This window comes from Phenylobacterium sp. (assembly GCF_041920015.1).
Lineage (GTDB): Bacteria > Pseudomonadota > Alphaproteobacteria > Caulobacterales > Caulobacteraceae > Phenylobacterium.
The window spans coordinates 34334-54927 of the sequence record NZ_JAYRST010000016.1 but is presented as its reverse complement, the minus strand read 5'-3'; the positions used below and the strand labels follow the sequence as shown (position 1 = coordinate 54927).

Annotated in this window: 23 protein-coding genes and 1 pseudogene; 20 read left to right on the top strand and 4 right to left on the bottom strand. The window is 67.4% G+C overall.

All coding sequences use genetic code 11. The features are described from left to right. Positions 1-1315, top strand: a 1315-nt coding sequence (locus tag ACE3TL_RS05600) for a M28 family metallopeptidase (protein ID WP_374577735.1), incomplete at its 5' end; no start/stop codon positions are given. A gap of 16 nt (positions 1316-1331) precedes the next feature. Next, on the top strand, positions 1332-2135 hold the full coding sequence (locus tag ACE3TL_RS05595; RefSeq protein ID WP_374577734.1) for a DUF72 domain-containing protein: 804 nt from the start codon (positions 1332-1334) through the stop codon (positions 2133-2135). 70 nt (positions 2136-2205) lie between these two features. Here the strand turns inward: ACE3TL_RS05595 and ACE3TL_RS05590 are convergent, their stop codons facing one another. Beyond that, a complete protein-coding gene (locus ACE3TL_RS05590) occupies positions 2206-2514 on the bottom strand; it encodes a hypothetical protein (protein ID WP_374577733.1) in 309 nt (102 codons plus the stop codon). A 237-nt stretch (positions 2515-2751) separates the two neighbouring features. On the opposite strand from ACE3TL_RS05590, the gene ACE3TL_RS05585 reads away from it, so the two are divergent. The 17 genes and pseudogenes from ACE3TL_RS05585 (at position 2752) to ACE3TL_RS05505 (ending at position 16930) form a co-directional block, all read left to right on the top strand. After that, positions 2752-4692 carry a methyl-accepting chemotaxis protein gene (locus tag ACE3TL_RS05585; RefSeq protein ID WP_374577732.1) on the top strand — a complete coding sequence of 647 codons (1941 nt, stop codon included), beginning with the start codon at positions 2752-2754 and terminating at the stop codon, positions 4690-4692. 197 nt (positions 4693-4889) lie between these two features. Further along, positions 4890-5111: pseudogene (locus tag ACE3TL_RS05580) on the top strand (BrnT family toxin); the annotation flags it as partial. Then, positions 5104-5469: a helix-turn-helix domain-containing protein gene (locus ACE3TL_RS05575; RefSeq protein WP_374577731.1), complete on the top strand. Its 366-nt coding sequence runs from the start codon at positions 5104-5106 to the stop codon at positions 5467-5469. The pseudogene ACE3TL_RS05580 and the gene ACE3TL_RS05575, both read left to right, overlap by 8 nt. Positions 5470-5531: 62 nt before the next feature. Further along, on the top strand, positions 5532-5807 hold the full coding sequence (locus tag ACE3TL_RS05570) for a hypothetical protein (RefSeq protein WP_374577730.1): 276 nt from the start codon (positions 5532-5534) through the stop codon (positions 5805-5807). Between the two features lie 67 nt (positions 5808-5874). Further along, entirely contained in the window at positions 5875-6498 is a 624-nt protein-coding gene (locus ACE3TL_RS05565) for a TetR/AcrR family transcriptional regulator (RefSeq protein WP_374577729.1), read from the top strand. A 6-nt stretch (positions 6499-6504) separates the two neighbouring features. Continuing rightward, positions 6505-7563, top strand: a complete 1059-nt coding sequence (locus ACE3TL_RS05560; protein ID WP_374577728.1) for an alpha/beta hydrolase — start codon at positions 6505-6507, stop codon at positions 7561-7563. Next, positions 7544-8521, top strand: a complete 978-nt coding sequence (locus ACE3TL_RS05555; RefSeq protein WP_374577727.1) for an NADPH:quinone oxidoreductase family protein — start codon at positions 7544-7546, stop codon at positions 8519-8521. Before ACE3TL_RS05560 ends, ACE3TL_RS05555 begins: the two co-directional genes overlap by 20 nt. 15 nt (positions 8522-8536) lie before the next feature. Beyond that, positions 8537-9286 (top strand): type I methionyl aminopeptidase, encoded by a 750-nt coding sequence (map, locus tag ACE3TL_RS05550; protein WP_374577726.1) that lies wholly within the window; start codon positions 8537-8539, stop codon positions 9284-9286. 77 nt (positions 9287-9363) lie between these two features. Further along, positions 9364-9498: a 50S ribosomal protein L34 gene (gene rpmH, locus ACE3TL_RS05545; protein WP_374534891.1), complete on the top strand. Its 135-nt coding sequence runs from the start codon at positions 9364-9366 to the stop codon at positions 9496-9498. Between the two features lie 34 nt (positions 9499-9532). Next, complete coding sequence (gene rnpA / locus ACE3TL_RS05540) at positions 9533-9904, top strand: ribonuclease P protein component (protein ID WP_374577725.1); 372 nt, start codon at positions 9533-9535, stop codon at positions 9902-9904. 39 nt (positions 9905-9943) lie between these two features. Next, positions 9944-11749, top strand: coding sequence for a membrane protein insertase YidC (yidC, locus tag ACE3TL_RS05535; RefSeq protein WP_374577724.1), 1806 nt, complete (start codon positions 9944-9946; stop codon positions 11747-11749). Next, complete coding sequence (yihA, locus tag ACE3TL_RS05530) at positions 11746-12396, top strand: ribosome biogenesis GTP-binding protein YihA/YsxC (RefSeq protein WP_374577723.1); 651 nt, start codon at positions 11746-11748, stop codon at positions 12394-12396. Before yidC ends, yihA begins: the two co-directional genes overlap by 4 nt. A gap of 78 nt (positions 12397-12474) precedes the next feature. Beyond that, complete coding sequence (locus tag ACE3TL_RS05525; RefSeq protein WP_374577739.1) at positions 12475-13617, top strand: acyl-CoA dehydrogenase family protein; 1143 nt, start codon at positions 12475-12477, stop codon at positions 13615-13617. 74 nt (positions 13618-13691) lie between these two features. After that, positions 13692-14606, top strand: a complete 915-nt coding sequence (argB, locus tag ACE3TL_RS05520) for an acetylglutamate kinase (RefSeq protein ID WP_374577722.1) — start codon at positions 13692-13694, stop codon at positions 14604-14606. Beyond that, on the top strand, positions 14603-15265 hold the full coding sequence (locus ACE3TL_RS05515) for a pyrimidine 5'-nucleotidase (RefSeq protein WP_374577721.1): 663 nt from the start codon (positions 14603-14605) through the stop codon (positions 15263-15265). The genes argB and ACE3TL_RS05515 overlap by 4 nt, the downstream gene beginning before the upstream one ends. Continuing rightward, positions 15266-16096 (top strand): 2,3,4,5-tetrahydropyridine-2,6-dicarboxylate N-succinyltransferase, encoded by an 831-nt coding sequence (gene dapD, locus ACE3TL_RS05510; RefSeq protein ID WP_374577720.1) that lies wholly within the window; start codon positions 15266-15268, stop codon positions 16094-16096. Between the two features lie 342 nt (positions 16097-16438). Continuing rightward, entirely contained in the window at positions 16439-16930 is a 492-nt protein-coding gene (locus ACE3TL_RS05505; protein WP_374577719.1) for a hypothetical protein, read from the top strand. A gap of 4 nt (positions 16931-16934) precedes the next feature. Here the strand turns inward: ACE3TL_RS05505 and ACE3TL_RS05500 are convergent, their stop codons facing one another. Beyond that, complete coding sequence (locus tag ACE3TL_RS05500) at positions 16935-17456, bottom strand: hypothetical protein (RefSeq protein ID WP_374577718.1); 522 nt, start codon at positions 17454-17456, stop codon at positions 16935-16937. A 295-nt stretch (positions 17457-17751) separates the two neighbouring features. Between ACE3TL_RS05500 and dapE the strand changes: the two genes are divergently transcribed. Then, positions 17752-18894, top strand: coding sequence for a succinyl-diaminopimelate desuccinylase (gene dapE / locus ACE3TL_RS05495; RefSeq protein ID WP_374577717.1), 1143 nt, complete (start codon positions 17752-17754; stop codon positions 18892-18894). Between the two features lie 9 nt (positions 18895-18903). On the opposite strand, the gene truA is transcribed toward dapE, so the two are convergent. Next, on the bottom strand, positions 18904-19641 hold the full coding sequence (truA, locus tag ACE3TL_RS05490; RefSeq protein ID WP_374577716.1) for a tRNA pseudouridine(38-40) synthase TruA: 738 nt from the start codon (positions 19639-19641) through the stop codon (positions 18904-18906). Continuing rightward, a complete protein-coding gene (fmt, locus tag ACE3TL_RS05485) occupies positions 19641-20567 on the bottom strand; it encodes a methionyl-tRNA formyltransferase (protein ID WP_374577715.1) in 927 nt (308 codons plus the stop codon). The genes truA and fmt overlap by 1 nt, the downstream gene beginning before the upstream one ends. Positions 20568-20594 lie beyond the last annotated feature (27 nt).

Below are 20594 nucleotides of genomic sequence, written 5' to 3'. Positions count from 1 at the left end.
GCAGGTCGCCCTGCGCCCGGCGCAGAACGGCGCCACGCGCGTCTCGGTCAAGGACGCGCCGGTGGTCTTCGTCGGCTACGGGGTCAAGGCGCCCGAGCGCAACTGGGACGATTTCAAGGGCGCGGACCTCAAGGGCAAGATCGCCCTGGTGCTGGTCAACGACCCCGATTTCGAAACCGGCAAGGGGGACTTCGGCGGCAAGGCCATGACCTATTACGGCCGCTGGACCTACAAGTTCGAGGAAGCTGCGCGCCAGGGTGCGGTCGGCTTCCTGGTGATCCACGAGACGGCGCCGGCCTCCTACGGCTGGGCGACGGTGAAGAACTCCAACACCAACAGTCAGTTCGACATCATCCGCAAGGACCCGGGCGAGGCCCACGCCCTGGTCGAGGGCTGGATCCAGCGCGACAGCACCGTCGAGCTGTTCAAGGCCGCCGGCCTCGACTTCGAAGCCCTGAAGACCGAGGCCCAGACCCGCGCGTTCAAGCCGGTCGAACTTAAGGGCGTAACCTTCTCCACCGACTATGAGGTCGACGTGCAGAAGATCGTGTCGAAGAACGTGGTCGGCCGGATCGTCGGCGCCAAGCGGCCGGACGAGACCATCGTCTACTCCTCGCACTGGGATCACATCGGCGTCGGCCTGCCGGACGCCAAGGGCGACACCATCTATAACGGCGCGGTCGACAACGCCGACGGCATCGCCACCATGATCGAGATCGGCCGCGCCTTCGCCAAGGGGCCGCAGCCGGACCGCTCTGTGGTCTTCCTCGCCGTGACCGCCGAAGAGAAGGGCCTGCTGGGGTCGGAGTACTACGCCGCCAACCCGCTCTATCCGCTGGCCACCACCGTCGCCGACATCAATATGGACGCCCTGTCGCCCACCGGCCCGGCCAAGGACTTCACCACCTCCGGCGACGCCGCCTCGACCCTGCAGGACGCGCTGATCGAGGTGGGCAAGGCCAAGGGCCGCTATTACACGCCCGATCCGCGCCCGGAGGCCGGCTCGTTCTTCCGCTCCGACCACTTCCCGTTCGCCAAGCGCGGCGTGCCGGCGATCTCGTTCGGCTCGGGCCGCGACCTGGTGACCGGCGGCCGGGCGGCGGGCGAAGCCTTCGCCAAGGTCTATACCGCCGAGCGCTATCACCAGCCGGCCGACGAGTACGATCCGAGCTGGAACCTGGAAGGCATGGCCCGGGACGGCGAACTGATGTTCGAACTGGGCCGCCAGCTCGCCAATTCGACCGTCTGGCCGGACTGGAAGGACGGCTCGGAATTCAAGCCGACCCGCGACGCCACCGCGGCCCAGAGGAAGTAGCGACACGAGGCATAAGATGGCGCAGGCAGGCGTGATCCGGGCGGGCGTCGGAGGCTGGACCTTCGAGCCCTGGCGGGGGGTCTTCTACCCGGACGACCTAAAGCAGAAGGACGAACTGGCCTACGCCTCGCGCCATCTCACCTCGATCGAGATCAACTCGACCTACTATTCCAGCCAGAAGCCGCAGACCTTCGCCAAGTGGGCGGCGGCCACGCCCGACGGCTTCGTCTTTGCGTTGAAGGCTTCCCGGTTCTGCACCAACCGGCGGGTGCTGTCGGAGGCCGGAGAGTCGGTCGGGAAATTCCTGAACCAGGGAATCGTCGAACTGGGCGACCGGCTGGGGCCGATCCTCTGGCAATTCGCGCCGACCAAGGCGTTCGATCCGGACGACTTCGCCGGATTCCTGGACCTGCTGCCCAAGACCCTGGACGGCCTTGCGCTGCGCCATTGCGTCGAGGTGCGCCATGCGAGCTTCGTCGACCCGACCTTCGTGAAACTCTGCCGCGACCGGGGCGTCGCGATCTGCCTCTCCGAGCACCAACACTATCCGCTGATCTGCGACATAACCGCCGACTTCGTCTATGCGCGCCTGCAGATGGGGTCGGACGACATCCCGACCGGCTATGCCCCAAAGGACCTCGACGCCTGGGCCGAACGGTTCGGGGAATATTCGCAAGGCCGCGTGCCTGGCGACCTCGTCCCGCTGGATCGGACGGGACCGGCCGAAGGCCCGCGCGAGACCTTCGTCTTCTTCATCCACGAGGGAAAGGTTCGCGCCCCGGCGGCGGCGCAGGAACTGCTCAAACGGGTCGGAAGATAGTCCCAAAACGCAAAACGCCCCCGGACGAGCCGGGGGCGCAACATGCAAGAATGCGAATTCTTGAAGCGGCTCAGGCGCCGCCGGGGAAGCGCATCGGCACCTTCACGACGCCGGTCTTCGACCCCATCGGAAGCGCTTCGGCCACGCACAGGGCGGCCTTGTCGAAGCCCTTGCCGGCCTTGCTGTCTTCCAGGACCTTGCAGCCCGACAGCTTGCCGCCGTCGGCGTTGCACTCAAGCATCACCGTGGCCGCATCGCGGGTGTTGGCGTGCTTGGTCAGGCACTTGGACATGCTTTCCTGGAAATCGGCCGCAGTCGCCGCGCCGGCCAACGCCAGGCTGAGAGCAACACCGCCCCCGATCTTGATGAGATTTTTCATCGCCCCACTCCTTTCTAGATAACGGACGCATCTCCTCTATCGGGCATTCAGGTTAAAAGAATCTGATGGCGCAGAATTCGATTTGGTTAATACACCGTAAATCTCAGAATCACAATTTTGGTGTCTCTATATTTATTGCGCACGTGAAGTCTGCAATTTCCAGATTTTCAGTGACGATTGATTAGCAACCTCCCGGCATGTTTCCGAAAAGGCTATACGTAGTCGGGGGAAAATTTGGTGAAGCGCTTTCGGCTTGTCGACCTGCCGCTGATCGCAAAGATCGGCTTCGCACCTGCTTTCGCACTGGTCATGCTGGCCCTGACGGCCGGCGGCGCCGTCATTATTCAACGCGGCCAGGCGAACGACCTCAAACAGGTGGTCCATACTGACCTGCCCAACAGCTTGCGTCTGCAGAAGGTGTCGGAACGGATCACCGCCGTTCACGGCCAGCTCTACTTCCTGCTGACCCACCAGGCCGCCTCGATCGACACCGACAAGATCGAGGGCGAGAGCCAGGCCATGCTGACCGAGGTGGACGCGATCACCAAGGAAGTGCAGGCCATCGCCGCTACGGCGCCGGCCTCGCAGAAGAAGTCCTTCGACGAACTGACCAAGGCGCTGAAGGGCACCCGTGACGCCCTCGACGTCATCGCCGCGATGATCTCCACCGATTTCGGCACCGCCGCCGGCTTCGCCGCCCCGTTCGAGCAGGAATACTCGAACATGACTGGCATGCTGAACAAGATCGTCGCCGCCAACAACGCCCTGACCGACGCCAACGCCAAGGCCAGCGAGGCCCGCTCGAACACGGCCCAGACGATCACCCTGGTCGCCGCCCTGGCCACCCTGCTGATCGCCGGCGCCCTGGCCTGGGCGTTGACCATGATGCTGCGCCGCGACGTCAAGCAGATCGCCGGCGCCACCGAGGCCCTGGCCCGCGGCGACAACGCCATCGACCTCGACAAGCTGGCCCGCAAGGACGAGCTGGGGGCGATCGTCTCCTCGCTGACGATCTTCCGCGACAACCAGCTTCACCTCGAGAAGCTGCGCGTCGAGCATGAGCAGACCGAAGCGGCCGCCGAGGTCACCCGCCGCCAGAACGCCGAAGCCGCCGCGGCCATCGCCGAGGAACAGGCCATGGTGGTCAATTCGCTGGCCCAGGCGCTGGACAGCCTGGCCTCGGGCGACCTCACCTACCGCCTGGACCGCGAATTCCCCGGCGACTATCGCAAGCTGCGCGACGACTTCAACGCCGCCTCGGCCAAGCTGGAAGAAGCCATGAGCGCCATCGCCGGCGCCACCGCCTCCATCCAGTCCGGCGCGGGCGAGATCAGCACCTCGGCCGACGACCTGTCGCGTCGCACCGAACATCAGGCCGCGACCCTGGAAGAGACCGCCGCGGCGCTCGACGAGATCACCGCTACGGTCAACAAGACCTCGGACGGCGCCAGCCACGGCCGCGAGGCCGTCGCCTCGGCCAAGACCGATGCGGAGGAAGGCGGCCTGGTCGTCGGCCGCGCGATCGAGGCCATGGGCCAGATCGAGACCTCGGCCAAGCAGATCAGCCAGATCATCGGCGTGATCGACGAGATCGCCTTCCAGACCAACCTTCTGGCCCTGAACGCCGGCGTCGAAGCCGCGCGAGCCGGCGACGCCGGCAAGGGCTTCGCGGTCGTCGCTTCCGAAGTGCGTGCCCTGGCTCAGCGCTCGGCCGAAGCGGCCAAAGAGATCAAGACCCTCATCAGCGCCTCTTCGGCCCAGGTCAGCGAAGGCGTCAGCCTGGTCGGCGAGACCGGCAAGGCGCTGGAACGGATCGTCCGCCAGGTGGGCGAGATCTCCAACGTGGTCGGCGAGATCGCCGCCTCCGCCAAGGAAGAGGCCCTGGGCCTCGGCCAGGTGAACACCGCCGTCAACCAGATGGACCAGGTCACCCAGCAGAACGCGGCCATGGTCGAGCAGTCGACCGCGGCCAGCCGCGTGCTGGCCGACGAGGCCCAGGAGCTGGCCCGGCTGGTCGCCCGCTTCAAGGTCACTGGCGGCGGCCTGCACACCGCCACCCGCACCGCCCCCTCGAGCCCGGCGCGCACGGCCGCCCCGCCGCCGCGTCTCGCGACCCGCGGCGCCACCGCCCTGGCCCCGGCCGCCCAGGCGGACGAGGATAGCTGGGAAGAATTCTAGCCAGACGCCAGAAGCGCTCTTCCCGAGCCAGGCCAAGCGTTCCAGGCCGCGAAGTGATCGCCGAGGGCCTCCGGGCTCGAAGCGGTCGCTTCGCGGCGGCTTGCGCATCATACGCCATTGACGTATATCTCAAACATGGGCGGCGGCCTGAGTTTCGAATGGCATGACCAGAAGGCGGCTGAGACCTTCGCAAGCATGGCGTCCGCTTCGAGACTGCGACCCGCGTCTTCGACGATCCGATGGCCATCTATGCGGAGGACGACTCCGAGGCCTATGGCGAGCGCCGCGAGATCGTCATAGGCGCCGTCGACGCTTCCGTCCTGTTCGTCGTCTTTGTCGAGCGACGCGCGGATATGATGCGGATCATCAGCGCGCGCCTCGCCACCGCACAGGAACGTCGTCGATATGCCAATGGTTAAGTTCACCCCCGATCCCGAACGCCCCGTCGTGATGTCGGACGAGGAGAAACGCCGTCTCGCCTCGATGAGCGAGGCGCAGATCGAGGCCAATGCCGCCGCCGACCCCGATAGTCGTCCCCTGACCGACGAGGCGTGGGAACGGGGGCGTACACGCCGGCTCGCACGCAAGGCGCGGGAAGCCTCCGGCCTCTCGCAAGCGAAATTCGCCGAAGCTTTTCACCTGAATGTTCGGACGGTTCAGGGATGGGAGAGCGGCCGCCGAACCGCGGACGAGACCGCGGTCGCCTTCCTCGAAGTCATCCTGCGCGAACCGGCGATGGTGCAAAGGGCGCTTTCCCGTAAAGGCCAGGCCGCTTAGCAGCCTCGCCGCTTCAAACAGGGTTAACCGCATCTTAAGGCGACGCGCGGCCAGCATCGCTCATGCGCCTGCGCCCCTTCCTGCTGATCCTGGCCCTTGGCTTGGCCGCGCCGGCGGCGGCCCAGCAGAGCGGCGCGCCGACGCCGGTCTTGCCTGCGCCAGCGCCGGCGCCTGCTACCGATGTCCAGCGATGCCGCACGACCTGCGCCAGCAGCTATTATTTCTGCCTGTCGACCGATGCGGCCGAGGACTGCGCCCCAAGCTGGATGCAATGCCGCAACGCCTGCGAGGCGGCGGCGCGCCGACAGAGCGTCTCCGCTCTTCCGCCGCGCTCGTGACGAGAACATTTGGCTTCCCGTACGGTATGGCCATAATGTGACGGGCGTCACGTTTTTGAGTCCCAGAATGTCCGAAGTCGCCTATCTTCCCGTCGGCAAACGCCAACAGACCAAGGTCGCCAATCGACAGGCCATATTGGACGCGGCGCGCAAGGTGTTCGGCGAGTTAGGCTACGAGACCGCCACGGTGCGCGACATCATCCGTCGCACCGGCTTGGCCGCCGGCACGTTCTACAACTACTTCAAGTCCAAGGACGAGGTTTACCTGGCCCTGGCCAGCGAAGGCGCGCGCCAGTTCGCGCCGTTGCTGAAGGCCCTGCGCGCCCAGTCGGCCACCTGGGAAGAGTTCGTCCACGCCGCCATCGAGGCCTATTTCCTGTTCCTGGCCGACGCCCACAAGAGCTGGCTGGCCCAGCGGCCGCCAGGCGAGATCCAGCCGCACGTCCAGGGCGAGACCCCGGAGATGGCGGCAGTGTTCAACGAGGTGCGCGAGGCCATCGTCGAGGAGATCGCCCGCGGCGGCGCCCCGGCGGCAGACCCGGACTATCTGGCCGCGGCCTGCATCGCCATCGCCCGCGAGGTCGGCGAGAAGATGATCGCCCGCCGCCCGATCGACACTGAGGGCGCCACCGCCTTCGCCGTGGCCATGATCCAGGGCGGACTGAAGGGCCTGCCCCAGGCCGGGAGCTGACCGGACGTGGCCGAAGGTTCGCTCGTCCGCATGATCGCCAGGACCCTGCTGTCGCTTCCGCCGCCGGTCCTGCGCCTGCTGTCGGGGGGCGAGGCGGTCCATCTGGGCGGACGCACGCTCGACCCGAGGTTCCAGTTCCTGGCCGCCCAGGCCGCCCGAGCGCCATCCTTGACCGCCATGACCCCGGCCGACGCCCGGCGCGCCGCCAGCCAGGGTCAGAAGATCTATGGCGGCCGCCCCGAGCCTGGCGTCGCCGCCACGCCCGCCAGCATCGCCACCGAGGGGCGCGACATCCCCGTCCAGGTCTATCGCCCCCAGGACCAGGACCCGCAGGCGCCGGCCATCGTCTTCGCCCACTTCGGCGGCGGGGTGATCGGCGATCTCGAGACCTGCCACGCCTTCTGCGGCGTCCTGGCCAGGATCGCCCGCGCCCCGGTGATCTCCGTCGACTATCGGCTGGCCCCCGAACATCGCTTCCCCGCCGGCTTGGAGGACGTCCTGGCCGCCTATCGCCACGTCCGCGACCACGCCGGCGACTACGGCGCGCCAGCCGGCCGGGCGGTGATCGGCGGCGATTCGATGGGCGGCAATTTCGCGGCCGTCGTCTGCCAGGAACTGCGGCGCGCCGGCGAGCCGCAACCGGATCTGCAGCTTCTCATCTACCCTTGCGTCGACGTGGCCAGCGAGACCGCCTCGATGACGACCTATGCCGAAGCCTTCCCGCTCGGCCGCGCCACGATGGAGTGGTTCATCGGCCACTATATGAGCCCGCAGGACGATCCGGCCGATCCGCGCCTGTCGCCGATCCGCGAGCTGGACCTCTCGGGCCTGGCGCCTGCCGTGGTGGTCACCGCCGGCTTCGACCCTCTGGTCGACCAGGGCGAAGCCTACGCCAAGGCCCTCCAGGCGGCGGGCGCGCCAGTGATCTATCGCTGCTACGACGGCCTGGCGCACGGCTTCACCGCATTCACCGGCGCCGTCCCCTGCGCGGACGTCGCCTGCCGAGAAATTGCGGGCCTGGTCCGCGAAGGGCTGGAGGGACGGATTGCGCGCGCTGCTGGTTGAGGAACTGGCTCCCGACTACGGCGGCTGCGTCGTGAAGGAGATCGAAACTCCCGCTCCCGGGCCGGGCGAGGTGCAGGTGCGCGTCAGGGCCGCCGCCGTGAACTTTCCCGACCTGCTGCAGACCCGCGGCGAATACCAGCACAAGCCGCCCCTGCCCTTCATCCCGGGCCTGGAGATCGCTGGCGAGGTCAGCGCCTTGGGCGAGGGCGTCACCGCCTTCCAGATCGGCGAGGCCGTGGTCGGCGGGGCCAGGATCGGCGGCTTCTCGGAATACGCCGTCACGCCGGCCGCGGGCTTGCGCCGCAAACCCGCGGGACTGTCGTTCAGCCAGGCGGCCGGCTACGCCACGGCCTATCTCACGGCCTATGTCTCGCTGGTGCGCCGTGCGCAGCTCCAGCCCGGTGAATGGGTTTTGGTGCATGGCGCGGCGGGCGGCGTCGGCCTGGCCGCCGTGGACCTGGCCAAGCATCTCGGCGCCAAGGTGATCGCCGCCTCCGCCTCGGACGAGAAACTGGCCACCGTCCAGGCGGAGTACGCCCCCGACGCCGTGGTCAATGTCACCGGCGGCTTTCGCGAGCAGGTCAAGGAGATCACCGGCGGCCGCGGGGCCGACGTGATCTACGACCCGGTCGGGGGAGACGTGTTCGACGAGAGCACGCGCTGCATCGCCTTCGACGGCCGCCTGCTGGTGGTCGGCTTCGCCTCCGGCCGCCTGCCGACGCTGCCGGTCAACCTGGCGCTCATCAAGGGCTTCTCGGTGATGGGCGTGCGCGCTGGAGAATACGGCCGCCGGTTCCCCGAGAAGGGCCGCGAGAACCAGGCCGCCATCTGGGCCCTGGCCGATAGGATGAAGCCGCGCGTCGATCGCGAGTTTCCGCTTAACGACTGGCGCGCGGCCTTCGATTCCCTGGCCGAACGCAAGGTGGTCGGCAAGACCATCGTGCGGCCCGACCTCTGAGCGTATGATCGGCCCATGACCATCGAACACGAATACGAGCTTGAGGGCCTGAAGGCCGCCGGCAGCCTGGTGGCCCGCACCCTGGAGGCCATGGGCAAGGCGCTGGAGCCGGGCATCACCACGCGTGAGCTGGATCAGCTCGGCCGCCGGATGCTGGAGAAGGAAGGCGCCAACTCCGCGCCCGAGATCACCTACAATTTCCCCGGCGCGACCTGCATCTCCGTGGCGCCCGACTGCGCGCACGGCATCCCGGACGACCGCCGCATCGAAGCCGGCGCCCTGGTCAATATCGACGTCTCGGCCGAGCTGAACGGCTTCTTCGGCGATACGGGCGCCAGCTTCGCCGTACCGCCAGTGAAACCCCGGATCGAGCGCCTGTGCCGCGACGGCCGCCGCGCCATGTGGGCCGGCATCCGCGCCGTACGGCCGGGCGGCAAGCTCAACGAGATCGGCAAGGCCATCCAGGGCTTCGCCGACAAGAACGGCTACACCCTGGTCACCAACCTCGCCAGCCACGGCGTCGGCCGCTCGCTGCACGACGATCCCGGCGAGATCCCGACCTGGTGGGAGCCGCATGATCGCCGCCGCATCCATGAAGGGCTGGTCTTCACCATCGAGCCGTTCCTCTCGCTGGGCGCCGATTGGGTGGAGGAAGGCGATGACGGCTGGACCCTGACCCCGCCCGGCCACGAGCCGACCGTGCAGTACGAACACACCCTGGTCGCCACCCGTCGCGGCCCGGTGATCCTGACGCTCGCCGCCTGAAACAGGCTTTGGTGGTTGACTCGGGGGCCTGCCTCCCGTAGAGACCGCCGCTCAATTTTCGACCCGGAGCTAATCTCGTGAAGCGGACTTTCCAACCGTCCCGACTGGTGCGTGCTCGCCGTCACGGTTTCCGCGCGCGCATGGCGACCAAGAACGGCGCCAAGGTCGTCGCCCGCCGTCGCGCCAAGGGCCGCAAGCGCCTGACCGCCTAAGACGCTCCGGCGTCCTGACGACCATGGTGTCGGCGTGACCGACGCCCCCCTCGTCCTCGAACGCATGAAGAAGCGTTCGGACTTCCTCGCCGCCGCGCGGGCGCGTTCGTGCGCCAAGGGCGCGGTGGTGATGCAGGCCCGCGACCGGGCCGACGACTCCCCCGTCATCCGCGTCGGCTTCACCGCCACCCGCAAGGTGGGTGGCTCCGTCGTGCGCAATCGCGCCAAGCGGCGGATGCGCGCCGCGGCCCAGGCGATTCTGCCGCAGCTCGGAAAGCCCGGCTTTGACTATGTTTTGATCGCTCGCGGCGGCGCCCCGACGCGCGCATGGCCGCGTTTGCTTGACGATGTGAAAACCGCGCTGATAAGCCTCGCGGCCGAAAGCGACAGCCCGTCCCGCGCCTAGCAGCGCGCCCCCACCTTTCTCCGCCGAGCGCGCGTTCCCATGCAAGATAACAACAGCCGCAATACGATCATCTTTGTGGTCGCAGCGGTCGTCATCCTGATCGCCTACCAGTTCTTCGTGCTGGACCCCGCCGCCAAGAAGCGCAGCGCCGAACTGGCGCAGCAGCAGCGCGCGGCGGCGGCCTCGACCCAGGCCGATGCGCCCAAGGGCGTCGCCGCGCCCGGTCTCAGCGCCGGGACAACGGTGGTTTCGCGCGCCCAGGCCACGGCGGCCAGCCCGCGCGCGCCGATCGCCACCGACGCCCTCTCCGGTTCGATCTCGCTGCGCGGCGCGCGCATCGACGACCTCTATCTGAAGAACTACCGGACCACGGTCGAGAAGAACGCCCCACCCGTGGAGCTGCTGCGCCCCGAGGGCGCGGAAAACGCCTATTTCGCCGAGTTCGGCTGGACCGGCGCCAACCTGCCCGGCCTGCCCAACGCCGAGACGGTCTGGCAGGTGGTGGAAGGCTCGACCCTGGCCCCCGGCAAGCCGCTGGTGCTGCGCACGCAGAACGGCCAGGGCCTGACCTTCACCCGCAAGATCGAGGTCGACGATAAGTTCATGTTCACGGTGACCGACACCGTGGCCAACCTCGGAACCGGCTCGGTCACCCTGGCGCCCTACGCCTCGGTCCAGCGCCAGGGCATTCCGAACGACCGCCGCAACCAGATCGTCCACGAGGGCGCCATCGGCTGGCTGGGCGACGAACTGCGCCAGGTGAAGTACGCCAAGTGGCTGAAGGAAGGCGGGCCGACCGTCTCTTCCACCGGCGGCTGGACCGGCATCACCGACAAGTACTGGCTGACCGCCCTGATCCCCGATCAGACCGAAGCGATCCAGGGCCAGTACCGGGTCACCAAGTCCGGCGCGACCGATATCTACGAAGCCAATTTCGTCGGCCGCCCGCACATCATCCCGGCCGGCAAGCAGGTCGTGCAGACCACCCACCTGTTCGCGGGCGCCAAGGTCGTGCCGGTGCTCAAGGACTACGACGCCAAGCTGGGCGTGCCCCGGCTGGATTCGGCCGTCGACTGGGGGAACTTCTGGTTCATCACCCGGCCGATGTTCATGCTGCTGGAGTTCTTCTTCCACCTGGTCGGCAACTTCGGCATCGCCATCCTGCTGCTGACAGTCACGGTGAAGCTGCTGTTCTTCCCGCTGGCCAACAAGAGCTATGAGTCGCTCACCAAGATGAAGAAGGTGCAGCCGCAGGTCGAAGCGCTGCGCGCCAAATTCAAAGACGACCCGGCCAAACAGCAGCAGGAGCTGATGGGCCTGTACCAGAAGGAAAAGATCAACCCGCTGACGGGCTGCCTGCCCATGCTGGTGCAGATCCCGGTCTTCTACGGCCTCTACAAGGTGCTGACCGTGACCATCGAAATGCGTCACGCGCCGTTCTTCGGCTGGATCCAGGACCTGTCGGCCAAGGACCCGCTGACCATCTGGAACCTGTTCGGCCTGCTGCCCTACAATCCGGCGACCGTGCCGCTGGTCGGGCCGATCCTGAATTCAGACCTGCTGCACCTGGGCCCGATGGCCCTGCTCTACGGCCTGACCATGTTCCTCTCGACGGCCATGAACCCCCCGCAGCCCGATCCGATCCAGCAGAAGATCTTCCAGTTCATGCCGCTGATGTTCATGTTCATCATGGCCCCGTTCGCGGTCGGCCTGCTGATCTACTGGTGCTGGTCGAACGTCCTGACCATCCTGCAGCAGTACGTGATCATGCGCCGGTTCAAGGTCGACAATCCGATCGACCAGATCATCGCCAAGCTGACCGGCAAGCCCAGGGAAGTCGGGTGACCGAAGAACCGCTCTACGACGAGGAGACGCTGGAGGCCGCCCGAGTGCTGTTCGCGCGGCAGGCCAGCTTCCTGATGGGGGCGGTCTCCATCGACGGCCTGCCGGACGGCGACCTGCCGGAGGTGGCCTTCGCCGGCCGCTCGAACGTCGGCAAGTCCTCGCTGATCAACGCCCTGGTGGGCCACAAGCACCTGGCCCGCGCTTCCAACGAGCCAGGCCGCACGCGCGAGCTGAACTTCTTCGTGCTGGACGACAAGCTGCGGCTGGTCGACCTGCCCGGCTATGGCTGGGCCAGGGCCTCCAAGGTCGAGGTCAAGAAGTTCCAGAACCTCGGCCGCGACTTCCTGCGCGGCCGCGCCAATCTCAAGCGCGCCTATCTGCTGATCGACGCCCGGCATGGCCTGAAAGAGGTCGACAAGGAGCCAATGGACGCCTTCGACAAGGCCGCGGTCTCCTATCAGATCATCCTGACCAAGGCCGACAAGTTGAAGGCCTCCGAGGTCGAGGCCGTTCGCCGCCGCACCGAAGAGGCCATCCGCAAGCGGCCCGCCGCCCATCCCCGCGTGCTGGCCACCTCGTCTGAAAAGGGAACCGGCCTGCCTGAACTGCGGGCCGAGATCATGGCCGCCTGCGCGGTGACGCCCTGAACGCCTGACGTGAGGTCAGTCTTTGCCGCGCCGCAGGCGCATGGAACAAGGCGGGTGAAGCAACTTCAGGACTGCCCCATGCTCTCCACCGCCGGCCGCACCGCCTACGACAGCGATCTCGACCTGTTCCGCGACCAAGTGCGCAAGGTCTTCGACAAGGAGCTCTACCCGCACCTCGACCGCTGGGAAGAGCAAGGCATCGTCGACCGGGATTTCTGGAAGGCCTATGGCGCGGCCGGCCTGCTCTGCCCGCAGGTTCCGGCCGAATATGGGGGGCTGGGGCTCGACTATCGCTACAATGCCGTGATCGGTGAGGAGCTGTCCTATGCCGGCTCCTCGGCGGGCGTCACCCTGCAGTCGGACATCACCGTCGACTACATCATCAACTACGGTTCGGAAGAGCAGAAGCAGCGCCTGCTGCCCGGCATGGTCTCCGGCGAGATCATCACCGCCATCGCCATGACCGAGCCCGGGACCGGCTCCGACCTGCAGGGGGTCAAGACCACCGCCATCCGCGACGGCAACCACTACGTCCTGAACGGCAGCAAGACCTACATCACCAACGGCCAGAACGCCGACGTGGTGATCGTGGTGGCCAAGACCGATCCCAGCTTGGGATCGAAGGGCGTCTCGCTGATCCTGGTGGAGCGGGGGCGCGAGGGTTTCGAGCGCGGCCGCAACCTCGACAAGGTCGGCCAGAACTCGGCCGACACCTCCGAGCTGTTCTTCAACGACGTGCGCGTGCCGATCACCAACTGCCTGGGCGAGGAAGGCCGCGGCTTCGCCTATCTGATGAACCAGCTTCCGCAGGAGCGGCTGCAGATCGCCATCGCCGGCCAGGCCGGCGCTCAGCGCGCCTTCGACGAGGCGGTTAAGTTCACCAAGGACCGCAAGGCCTTCGGCCAGGCGATCTTCGACTTCCAGAACACGCGCTTCACCCTGGCGGCCCTGAAGGCCAAGCTGCAGGCCGGCTGGGCGCACCTGGACTGGGCGATCAAACGCCATGTCGCCGGCGAGCTGAACGCCGCCGAGGCCTCGGCCGCCAAGCTCTTCCACACCGAGCTGCAATGGGAGGCCTGCGACATCGCCCTGCAACTGCATGGCGGCGCCGGCTACATGAACGAGTACCCGATCGCCCGGCTGTGGCGCGACGCCCGTGTGCAGCGCATCTACGGCGGCACCAGCGAGATCATGAAGGAAGTGGTGGCGCGCTCGATCTGACGGGCGCCCGGGCGGTGACAGGCGCGCCAGGGTCCGCTATCGGAGCGCCCGTAGCTGCCTGGAGGGCCGAAGCCTTGACCGACGACGCCGAAGAACAGGGCTGGGCCACCGCCAAGACCCTCGCCGAGGCCCTGCCCTACATCCAGATCTACGACCGCGAGGTCGTGACGATCAAATACGGCGGCCACGCCATGGGCGAGGAAAGCGTCGCCAAGCTGTTCGCGGCCGACGCCGTGCTGCTGAAGATGCTCGGCGTCCATCCGGTCGTGGTGCATGGGGGCGGGCCGCAAATCTCGCGGATGCTCGACAAGGCCGGCGTGAAGTCGACCTTCATCGATGGCCTGCGCGTCACCGACGAGGCGACGATGGAAGTCGCCGAAATGGTGCTGTCGGGCGCGATCAACAAGGAGATCGCCAACTGGATCACCCTGGCCGGCGCCGAAGCCGACGTACGCGGCGTGGGCCTGTCGGGCAAGGACGCGCGGCTGATCACCGTCGAGAAGGCCGTCCGCACCAAGAAGGACCCCGACAGCCAGATCGAGCAGGTAGTCGACCTGGGCTTCGTGGGCGAGCCCACCCGCATCGACCCCAAGCTGATCGAGGCCCTGATCTATGCCGACGAGGACTACATCCCCGTCGTCGCCCCGATCGGGGTGTCGGAAGAGGGCGAGACCTACAACATCAACGCCGACACCGTGGCCGGCGCCCTGGCCGGGGCGTTGAACGCCAAGCGGATGCTGCTGCTGACCGACGTGCGTGGCGTTCTGGACAAGAACGGCGAGTTGATCCGCCAGTTGACCATCGCCGAGGCCGAGGAGGCGATCGCTTCGGGCGTGGCCACCGGCGGCATGATCCCCAAGCTGGAGACCGCCATCGCCGCCGTGCGCGCCGGCGTCGAGGCCGTGGTCATCCTGGACGGCCGGCGGCCGCACGCCATGCTGACCGAGCTCTTCACCGAGCATGGATCGGGCACGCTCATCCGCGCATGAGCCCGGACCTCTCCCACATCGACACCTGGCTCTTTGACCTGGACAACACCCTCTATCCTGAGGAGTCCGGGTTCATGCGGGAGGTCGAGGGCCGGATGACGGGCTTCGTCGAGAGGGTCACCGGCCTTCCGCGCGACGAAGCCTATGCGCTCCAGAAGAAGTACCTGGCCGAGCATGGACTGACGCTGAAGGGCCTGATGCTGCATCACGGCGTCGACCCGGCCGATTTCCACGCCCTGTTCCACGACCTGTCGCTGGAGGTGCTGGCGCGCGACGCCGAACTGCTGAGCGCGCTCTCCAAGCTACCGGGCCGGCGGCTGATCTTCACCAACGCCGACGAGGTCCACGCCGAGCGCGTGCTGAAGCACCTGGGCCTGCGCGACCTGTTCGACGACGTGTTCCACATCGCTTCCTTCGATTTCGCGCCAAAGCCCGACCCGCTGGGTTTCCAGCGCATGATCGACGCCCATAGCCTCGATCCGCAGGCCACCTCGTTCTTCGAGGACTCCGAGAAGAACCTGAAGCCGGCCGCCGATCTCGGCATGACCACCGTGCTGGTCGGCTCGCGGGCCCCCGCCTCCACCGCTCCATTCGTCCACCATCGCACCGCCAGGCTGACGCCATTCCTGGCCGGCGCGCGCCTGAAGGAAAGCAAGTAGATGTCCGACGACCTGAAGTCCGTGATCGAGGCCGCCTGGGAAGCCCGCGACGGGATCAACACCGCCACCCAGGGCCAGGTGCGCGAAGCGGTGGAGGAGACTCTCAGCCGCCTCGACGCCGGGACCCTGCGCGTCGCCAGCCGCGGCGACGACGGCGTGTGGACCACGCATCAATGGGCCAAGCAGGCGATCCTGCTGTCCTTCCGCCTCAACGCCAACCAGTTGATGAACGGCCCGACGCCCGGCCCCTACTGGGACAAGGTTCCGACCAAGTTCGCCGGCTGGGACGCCGCCCGGTTCGAAGCCGCCGGCTTCCGCGCCGTGCCCGGCGTCGTCGCGCGCCGCGGGGCCTTCATCGCCCGCAACACCATCCTGATGCCCTCGTTCGTGAACATCGGCGCCTATGTCGACGAAGGGACCATGGTCGACACCTGGGCGACCGTCGGTTCCTGCGCCCAGATCGGCAAGAACGTCCACCTGTCGGGCGGCGCGGGCATCGGCGGCGTGCTGGAGCCGCTGCAGGCCAACCCGACCATCATCGAGGACAACTGCTTCATCGGCGCCCGCTCCGAAGTGGCCGAGGGCGTGATCGTGCGCGAGGGCAGCGTGCTTTCGATGGGCACCTTCATCACCTCGACCACGCGCATCGTCGACCGCAAGACCGGCGAAGTCTTCATGGGCGAGGTTCCGCCCTATTCGGTCATCATGCCCGGCTCGATGCCCAGCCCGTTCGGCGAGGGCCTGCCGTCGATCAACTGCGCGGTCATCGTGAAGACGGTCGATGAGCGCACCCGCGCCAAGACCTCGATCAACGAGTTGCTGCGCGACTGATCCCGCCGATTCGCCGTCCCTGCGCTTGCAGGCGGCCTCTTTGCACGCCCCGGCCGCAGATCGCGGACCGGGGCGTCTGCGTTTTCAGGCTGACGCACGCGTCATCCACAAGAAAAAGCTCACGCACGACACTTAAAGCGGCATTAACTATAGCATTCGCTTCTCGCGATACTTTGGTGAAGATAGCTTCTCCCACGACGCGAGCATAAACCGACGAATACTAACATATATCCTTAATGCACATCGCGGCGCGCTCGGAGCCCGTTGTTATTCAAGGACATGTACGTTTGTTGGTTTGACCGTGCTCGACCCGGATTAACTGTAACGCGGGGCCGCCCGGACATGAAGCCAGCGCTTTCCATCGCCGCATCCAAGCCCTCCATTGACGCTCTGCCGGACCAGGAGCCTGAAGCAGCGACCTGGGCCGAACCGACGGCCGGCTATCTGGAACAGGACGCCATGCGGTTCTTCTACCGCTGGGGCGGACACCTGTCGGCGACCCTGATCCGGGTGCGTTCGCGGTTCGACGGCGACCTCGACCAGTACCTGCTCTATCTGGTCTTCCTGCTGGCGGAGATTTCCGAATCCCTGCCGCGCGGTCCGCGCCCGCCGCAGACCTTCCGCCGGCGGCGCGGCCTGAACGCACTCAGCCTTTCCGACATCACCCAGATCCCGCGCGAAACGGCTCGGCGCAAGCTGCTCGCCCTGGTTGACCGCGGCCTGCTGAACCGCGAGGAGGACGGCCTCTTCACCCTCGGCGAGGGCTATGACGTCGACCAGTTCTTCGCCGACCTGAAGCCGCTGTTCTGGGACGCGGTGCGCCTGGAGCGCTGATCCCCTATTCGATGGTGTCCAATCGCCGCCAGAGATTGCGGATGGCGAGCGCGCGCATGGCCGCATCGTCGGTCTGCAACAGCGGCATGCCGAGCTTCTGGAGGCAGTCGTTCAGCGCCAGCGGCTCGTGCCGCGAGAGGCGGATGCCCTTGCGGCGCGCCACGGCCTGGAACCGCCGCCAGACGCACTCCACCCCGGCCGCCGACCTGACGGCGTCGGGGGGCAGCAGGCCGCTTTGCAGGACCCGGTGGAAGGCGACCAGGGTCGCGCCACGGCACAGCCTCATCGCCAGGGCCGCGAACTCGCTCTCCTCCATCGGATCGACCAAGACGTCCTCGGCGGCCGAACCGCCGAACAGGGCGGCCGGGCTGGCCGAGCGCACGAAGGCGCTGAGCGCCACGTTTCCGCGATCGTCGACGAAGGCGTACTGCATCACGTGCTGCCGACCGTCGGCGGCCACCGAACGAACGGCGAAATAGAGATGATCGCTGGCCGAGACTTGATGACCAATCTTTGGCGCCTTCATCTGTGCTGGAATCTGAGTTCCGCGGATAACGCCGCCACGCTCCAGAATATCTATGATATCCTCGATCTTCTGCGCGGGTGATTTGGCCGGTTTCCTCCTGAAGATATTGAACATGAATCGAAACCTCGCACCGAAGACGAGGCATAGTTCTTGAAGGGGTGTCCCGGGTCGATACGGTTGCTTCCCATATCGGGATGGTAAACGGCGATTAAGCATCCCATTCCGGGCAAGGCCGGTTGACGCCGTGCGACTCAGGCCATTGCCCGCCGCCCGGCGCGCCGCTACCAGCGGAGCCATGATCGATCCCGTCGCCCTCACCCAGGAACTGATCCGCCGCCCGTCGGTGACCCCCGCCGACGAAGGCGCCATGGACGTCGTCGAGAAAACCCTGAGCGGCCTCGGCTTCGCCTGCCGCCGCATGAGGTTCGGCGAGATCGAGAACCTCTACGCCCGTTACGGAACCGCCAGCCCGAACCTCTGTTTCGCCGGCCATACCGACGTCGTGCCGGTCGGGGACGCGGCCGCCTGGACCCGCGAGGCCTTCGCCGCCGAGATCGTCGACGGCATGCTGATCGGCCGCGGGGCCGTGGACATGAAAAGCGCCGTGGCCGCCTTCGCCGCCGCCGCGGCCAAGGCGATCGCCGGCGGCGAGGTGAGGGGCTCCCTCTCCTTCCTCATCACCGGCGACGAGGAAGGCGTGGCCACTCATGGCACCAAGATGGTGGTCGAGGCCCTGGCCGCCGAGGGCGAGGTCATCGACCATTGCGTGGTCGGCGAGCCCTCCAGCGCCGAAACCTTCGGCGACATGATCAAGATCGGCCGCCGCGGCTCGATCAACGTCTGGATCACGGTCGACGGCCGCCAGGGCCACGTGGCCTATCCGCACCGCGCAGCCAATCCGATCCCGGTGCTGATCGACCTGCTGGGGCGGCTGCAGAACCATGTGCTGGACGACGGCTATACCGGCTTCCAGCCCTCGAACCTCGAGGTCACCACCGTCGACGTCGGCAACGCCGCCACCAACGTCATCCCGTCCCAGGCCAAGGCGCGGCTGAACATCCGCTTCAACCCGGCCCACAAGGGCGCAGAGCTCGCCGCCTGGATCGAGGCCGAAGCGGCCCATTCGCGTGAGGGGTTCGCCGGGACCATCACCGTCGAGCCGGTCGTCAGCGGCGAAGCCTTCCTGACCGAGCCGGGCGCCTTCACCGACGTCGTGGCCGGCGCGGTCCAGGACGTGGCCAGCGTCGCGCCGGAGCTTTCGACCACCGGCGGCACCTCCGACGCCCGCTTCATCCGCGCCCTCTGCCCGGTCGTGGAGCTGGGCCTGGTCGGCAAGACCATGCACGCCGTCGACGAGCGCGCGCCGGTCCAGGAGATCCGCGACCTCCAGCGCGTCTACGAGCGGCTGATCGCACGATACTTCACGGCTTTCGCTTAGCTTGGAAGCTCAGTACTTCACGCCGGTCAGATAGAGGCCGTCGGCGGGCGCCACCGGGCCGCAGGCCTTGCGGTCCCTGGCCTCCAGCGCCGCACGGACGTCGTCTGCGCTCCAGCGGCCGACGCCGACCTCTCCCAGGGTTCCCGTCATCGAGCGCACCTGGCGATGCAGGAACGAGCGCGAGGCGAACTCCAGCAGCACATAGTCGCCCTCGCGCCAGGCGCGGGCCACGTCCATCGTCTTCATCGGCGACTTCGCCTGGCACTGCATGTGGCGGAAGGTGGTGAAGTCGTGGTGGCCGATCAGCGCCTGGGCTGCGGCGTGCATCGCCTCGGCGTCCAGCGGCTTCTTCACGTGCCAGACCCGGCCGCGGTCGAGGGCCGGCGGCGCCTTGCGATTGAGGATGCGGTAGATGTAGCGCCGCTCGGTCGCCGAGAAACGCGCATGCCAGTCGCCCGTCGCGACTTCGGCCTCCAGCACGGCGATCGGCTCTGGCACGAGATAGGCGTTCATCGCATCGCGCACGACCTCGGCCCGCCAATCGCGCTCCAGATCGATATGGATCACCTGGCCGGTGGCGTGGACGCCGGTGTCGGTCCGCCCGGCCGCCTGCAGGCGCAGCTCCTGGCCGCTGAACGCCTTGACCGCCCGCTCGATGGAGCCCTGGACCGAGGGCAGGCCGTCCTGAGCCTGGAACCCCTTATAGGGCCGGCCATCGTACTCGATGGTGAGCTTGTAGCGCGGCATCAGCCCAGGTCGGTTCCCGCCGGAACGGCGGCGCCGCGCAGAAAGGCCTGCGCATCCTGTGGCCCCTTGCCCTCGCGCTGGACGCGCAGCAGCCGCACCGCGCCCTCGCCGCAGGCCACCAGCAAGGCGTCGTCCAGGGTGCGGCCCGGCAGGCCTGCGCCATCCTCGACCTGCGACAATAAAGCCTTCACCCGCACCGGGCCCTTTGCGGTCGGCAGTTCGAACCAGGCGCCGGGAAAGGGCGAAAGCCCGCGGATCTTGCAGTCGACCTCTGCGGCCGGGCGCGCCCAGGCGATGCGCGCCTCCTTCGGCCGGATCTTCTTGGCGTAGGTCAGGCCTTCCAGCGCCTGCGCCTTCGCAACCGCCTCGCCGCGTTCCACCGCCGCCAGTGTGCGGGCCAGCAGGGCCGCGCCCACGACGGCCAGGCGGTCGTGCAAGGTTCCAGCGGTCTCCAGCGCATCGATGCGCACGGTTTCAGAGGCCAGCACCGGCCCTTCGTCCAGCCCCTCGGTCATCTGCATGACCTCGACGCCCGTCACCTCATCCCCGGCCATGATCGCCCGCTGGATCGGAGCGGCCCCCCGCCAGCGCGGCAGGAGCGAGGCGTGCAGGTTGAAGCAGCCCAGCTTCGGCGCCTGCAGCACGGCGGCGGGCAGGATCTGGCCGAACGCCACCACCACGGCCGCGTCGAGGTTCAGGCCCGCGAACGCCGCGATCTCGGCCGGGTCGCGCATCGAACTCGGCGTGCGGACGACAATGCCCCGCTCTTCGGCGTAGGCGTGCACCGGCGAAGGCTTCAGCACTTGGCCACGGCCACGCGGGGCCGGAGGCTGCGAATAGACGCAGGCGATCTCGTGGCCGGCCGCAACGAGAGCGTCCAGCGCCGCTACGGCGAAATCCGGGGTTCCTAGAAAGGCGATACGCATTGAAACTGCATGTAGCGGCGAGGAAGG

Excerpts from the sequence above, each read along its gene's own strand:
- yidC (WP_374577724.1), top strand. The coding sequence starts at position 9,944 with ATGCAAGATAACAACAGCCGCAATACGATCATCTTTGTGGTCGCAGCG.
- ACE3TL_RS05525 (WP_374577739.1), top strand. The coding sequence starts at position 12,475 with ATGCTCTCCACCGCCGGCCGCACCGCCTACGACAGCGATCTCGACCTG.
- ACE3TL_RS05515 (WP_374577721.1), top strand. The coding sequence starts at position 14,603 with ATGAGCCCGGACCTCTCCCACATCGACACCTGGCTCTTTGACCTGGAC.
- ACE3TL_RS05505 (WP_374577719.1), top strand. The coding sequence starts at position 16,439 with ATGAAGCCAGCGCTTTCCATCGCCGCATCCAAGCCCTCCATTGACGCT.
- ACE3TL_RS05575 (WP_374577731.1), top strand. The coding sequence starts at position 5,104 with ATGGTTAAGTTCACCCCCGATCCCGAACGCCCCGTCGTGATGTCGGAC.
- fmt (WP_374577715.1), bottom strand. The coding sequence starts at position 20,567 with ATGCGTATCGCCTTTCTAGGAACCCCGGATTTCGCCGTAGCGGCGCTG.
- ACE3TL_RS05500 (WP_374577718.1), bottom strand. The coding sequence starts at position 17,456 with ATGAAGGCGCCAAAGATTGGTCATCAAGTCTCGGCCAGCGATCATCTC.
- ACE3TL_RS05590 (WP_374577733.1), bottom strand. The coding sequence starts at position 2,514 with ATGAAAAATCTCATCAAGATCGGGGGCGGTGTTGCTCTCAGCCTGGCG.
- ACE3TL_RS05595 (WP_374577734.1), top strand. The coding sequence starts at position 1,332 with ATGGCGCAGGCAGGCGTGATCCGGGCGGGCGTCGGAGGCTGGACCTTC.
- map (WP_374577726.1), top strand. The coding sequence starts at position 8,537 with ATGACCATCGAACACGAATACGAGCTTGAGGGCCTGAAGGCCGCCGGC.
- truA (WP_374577716.1), bottom strand. The coding sequence starts at position 19,641 with ATGCCGCGCTACAAGCTCACCATCGAGTACGATGGCCGGCCCTATAAG.
- dapD (WP_374577720.1), top strand. The coding sequence starts at position 15,266 with ATGTCCGACGACCTGAAGTCCGTGATCGAGGCCGCCTGGGAAGCCCGC.
- ACE3TL_RS05570 (WP_374577730.1), top strand. The coding sequence starts at position 5,532 with ATGCGCCTGCGCCCCTTCCTGCTGATCCTGGCCCTTGGCTTGGCCGCG.
- ACE3TL_RS05565 (WP_374577729.1), top strand. The coding sequence starts at position 5,875 with ATGTCCGAAGTCGCCTATCTTCCCGTCGGCAAACGCCAACAGACCAAG.
- dapE (WP_374577717.1), top strand. The coding sequence starts at position 17,752 with ATGATCGATCCCGTCGCCCTCACCCAGGAACTGATCCGCCGCCCGTCG.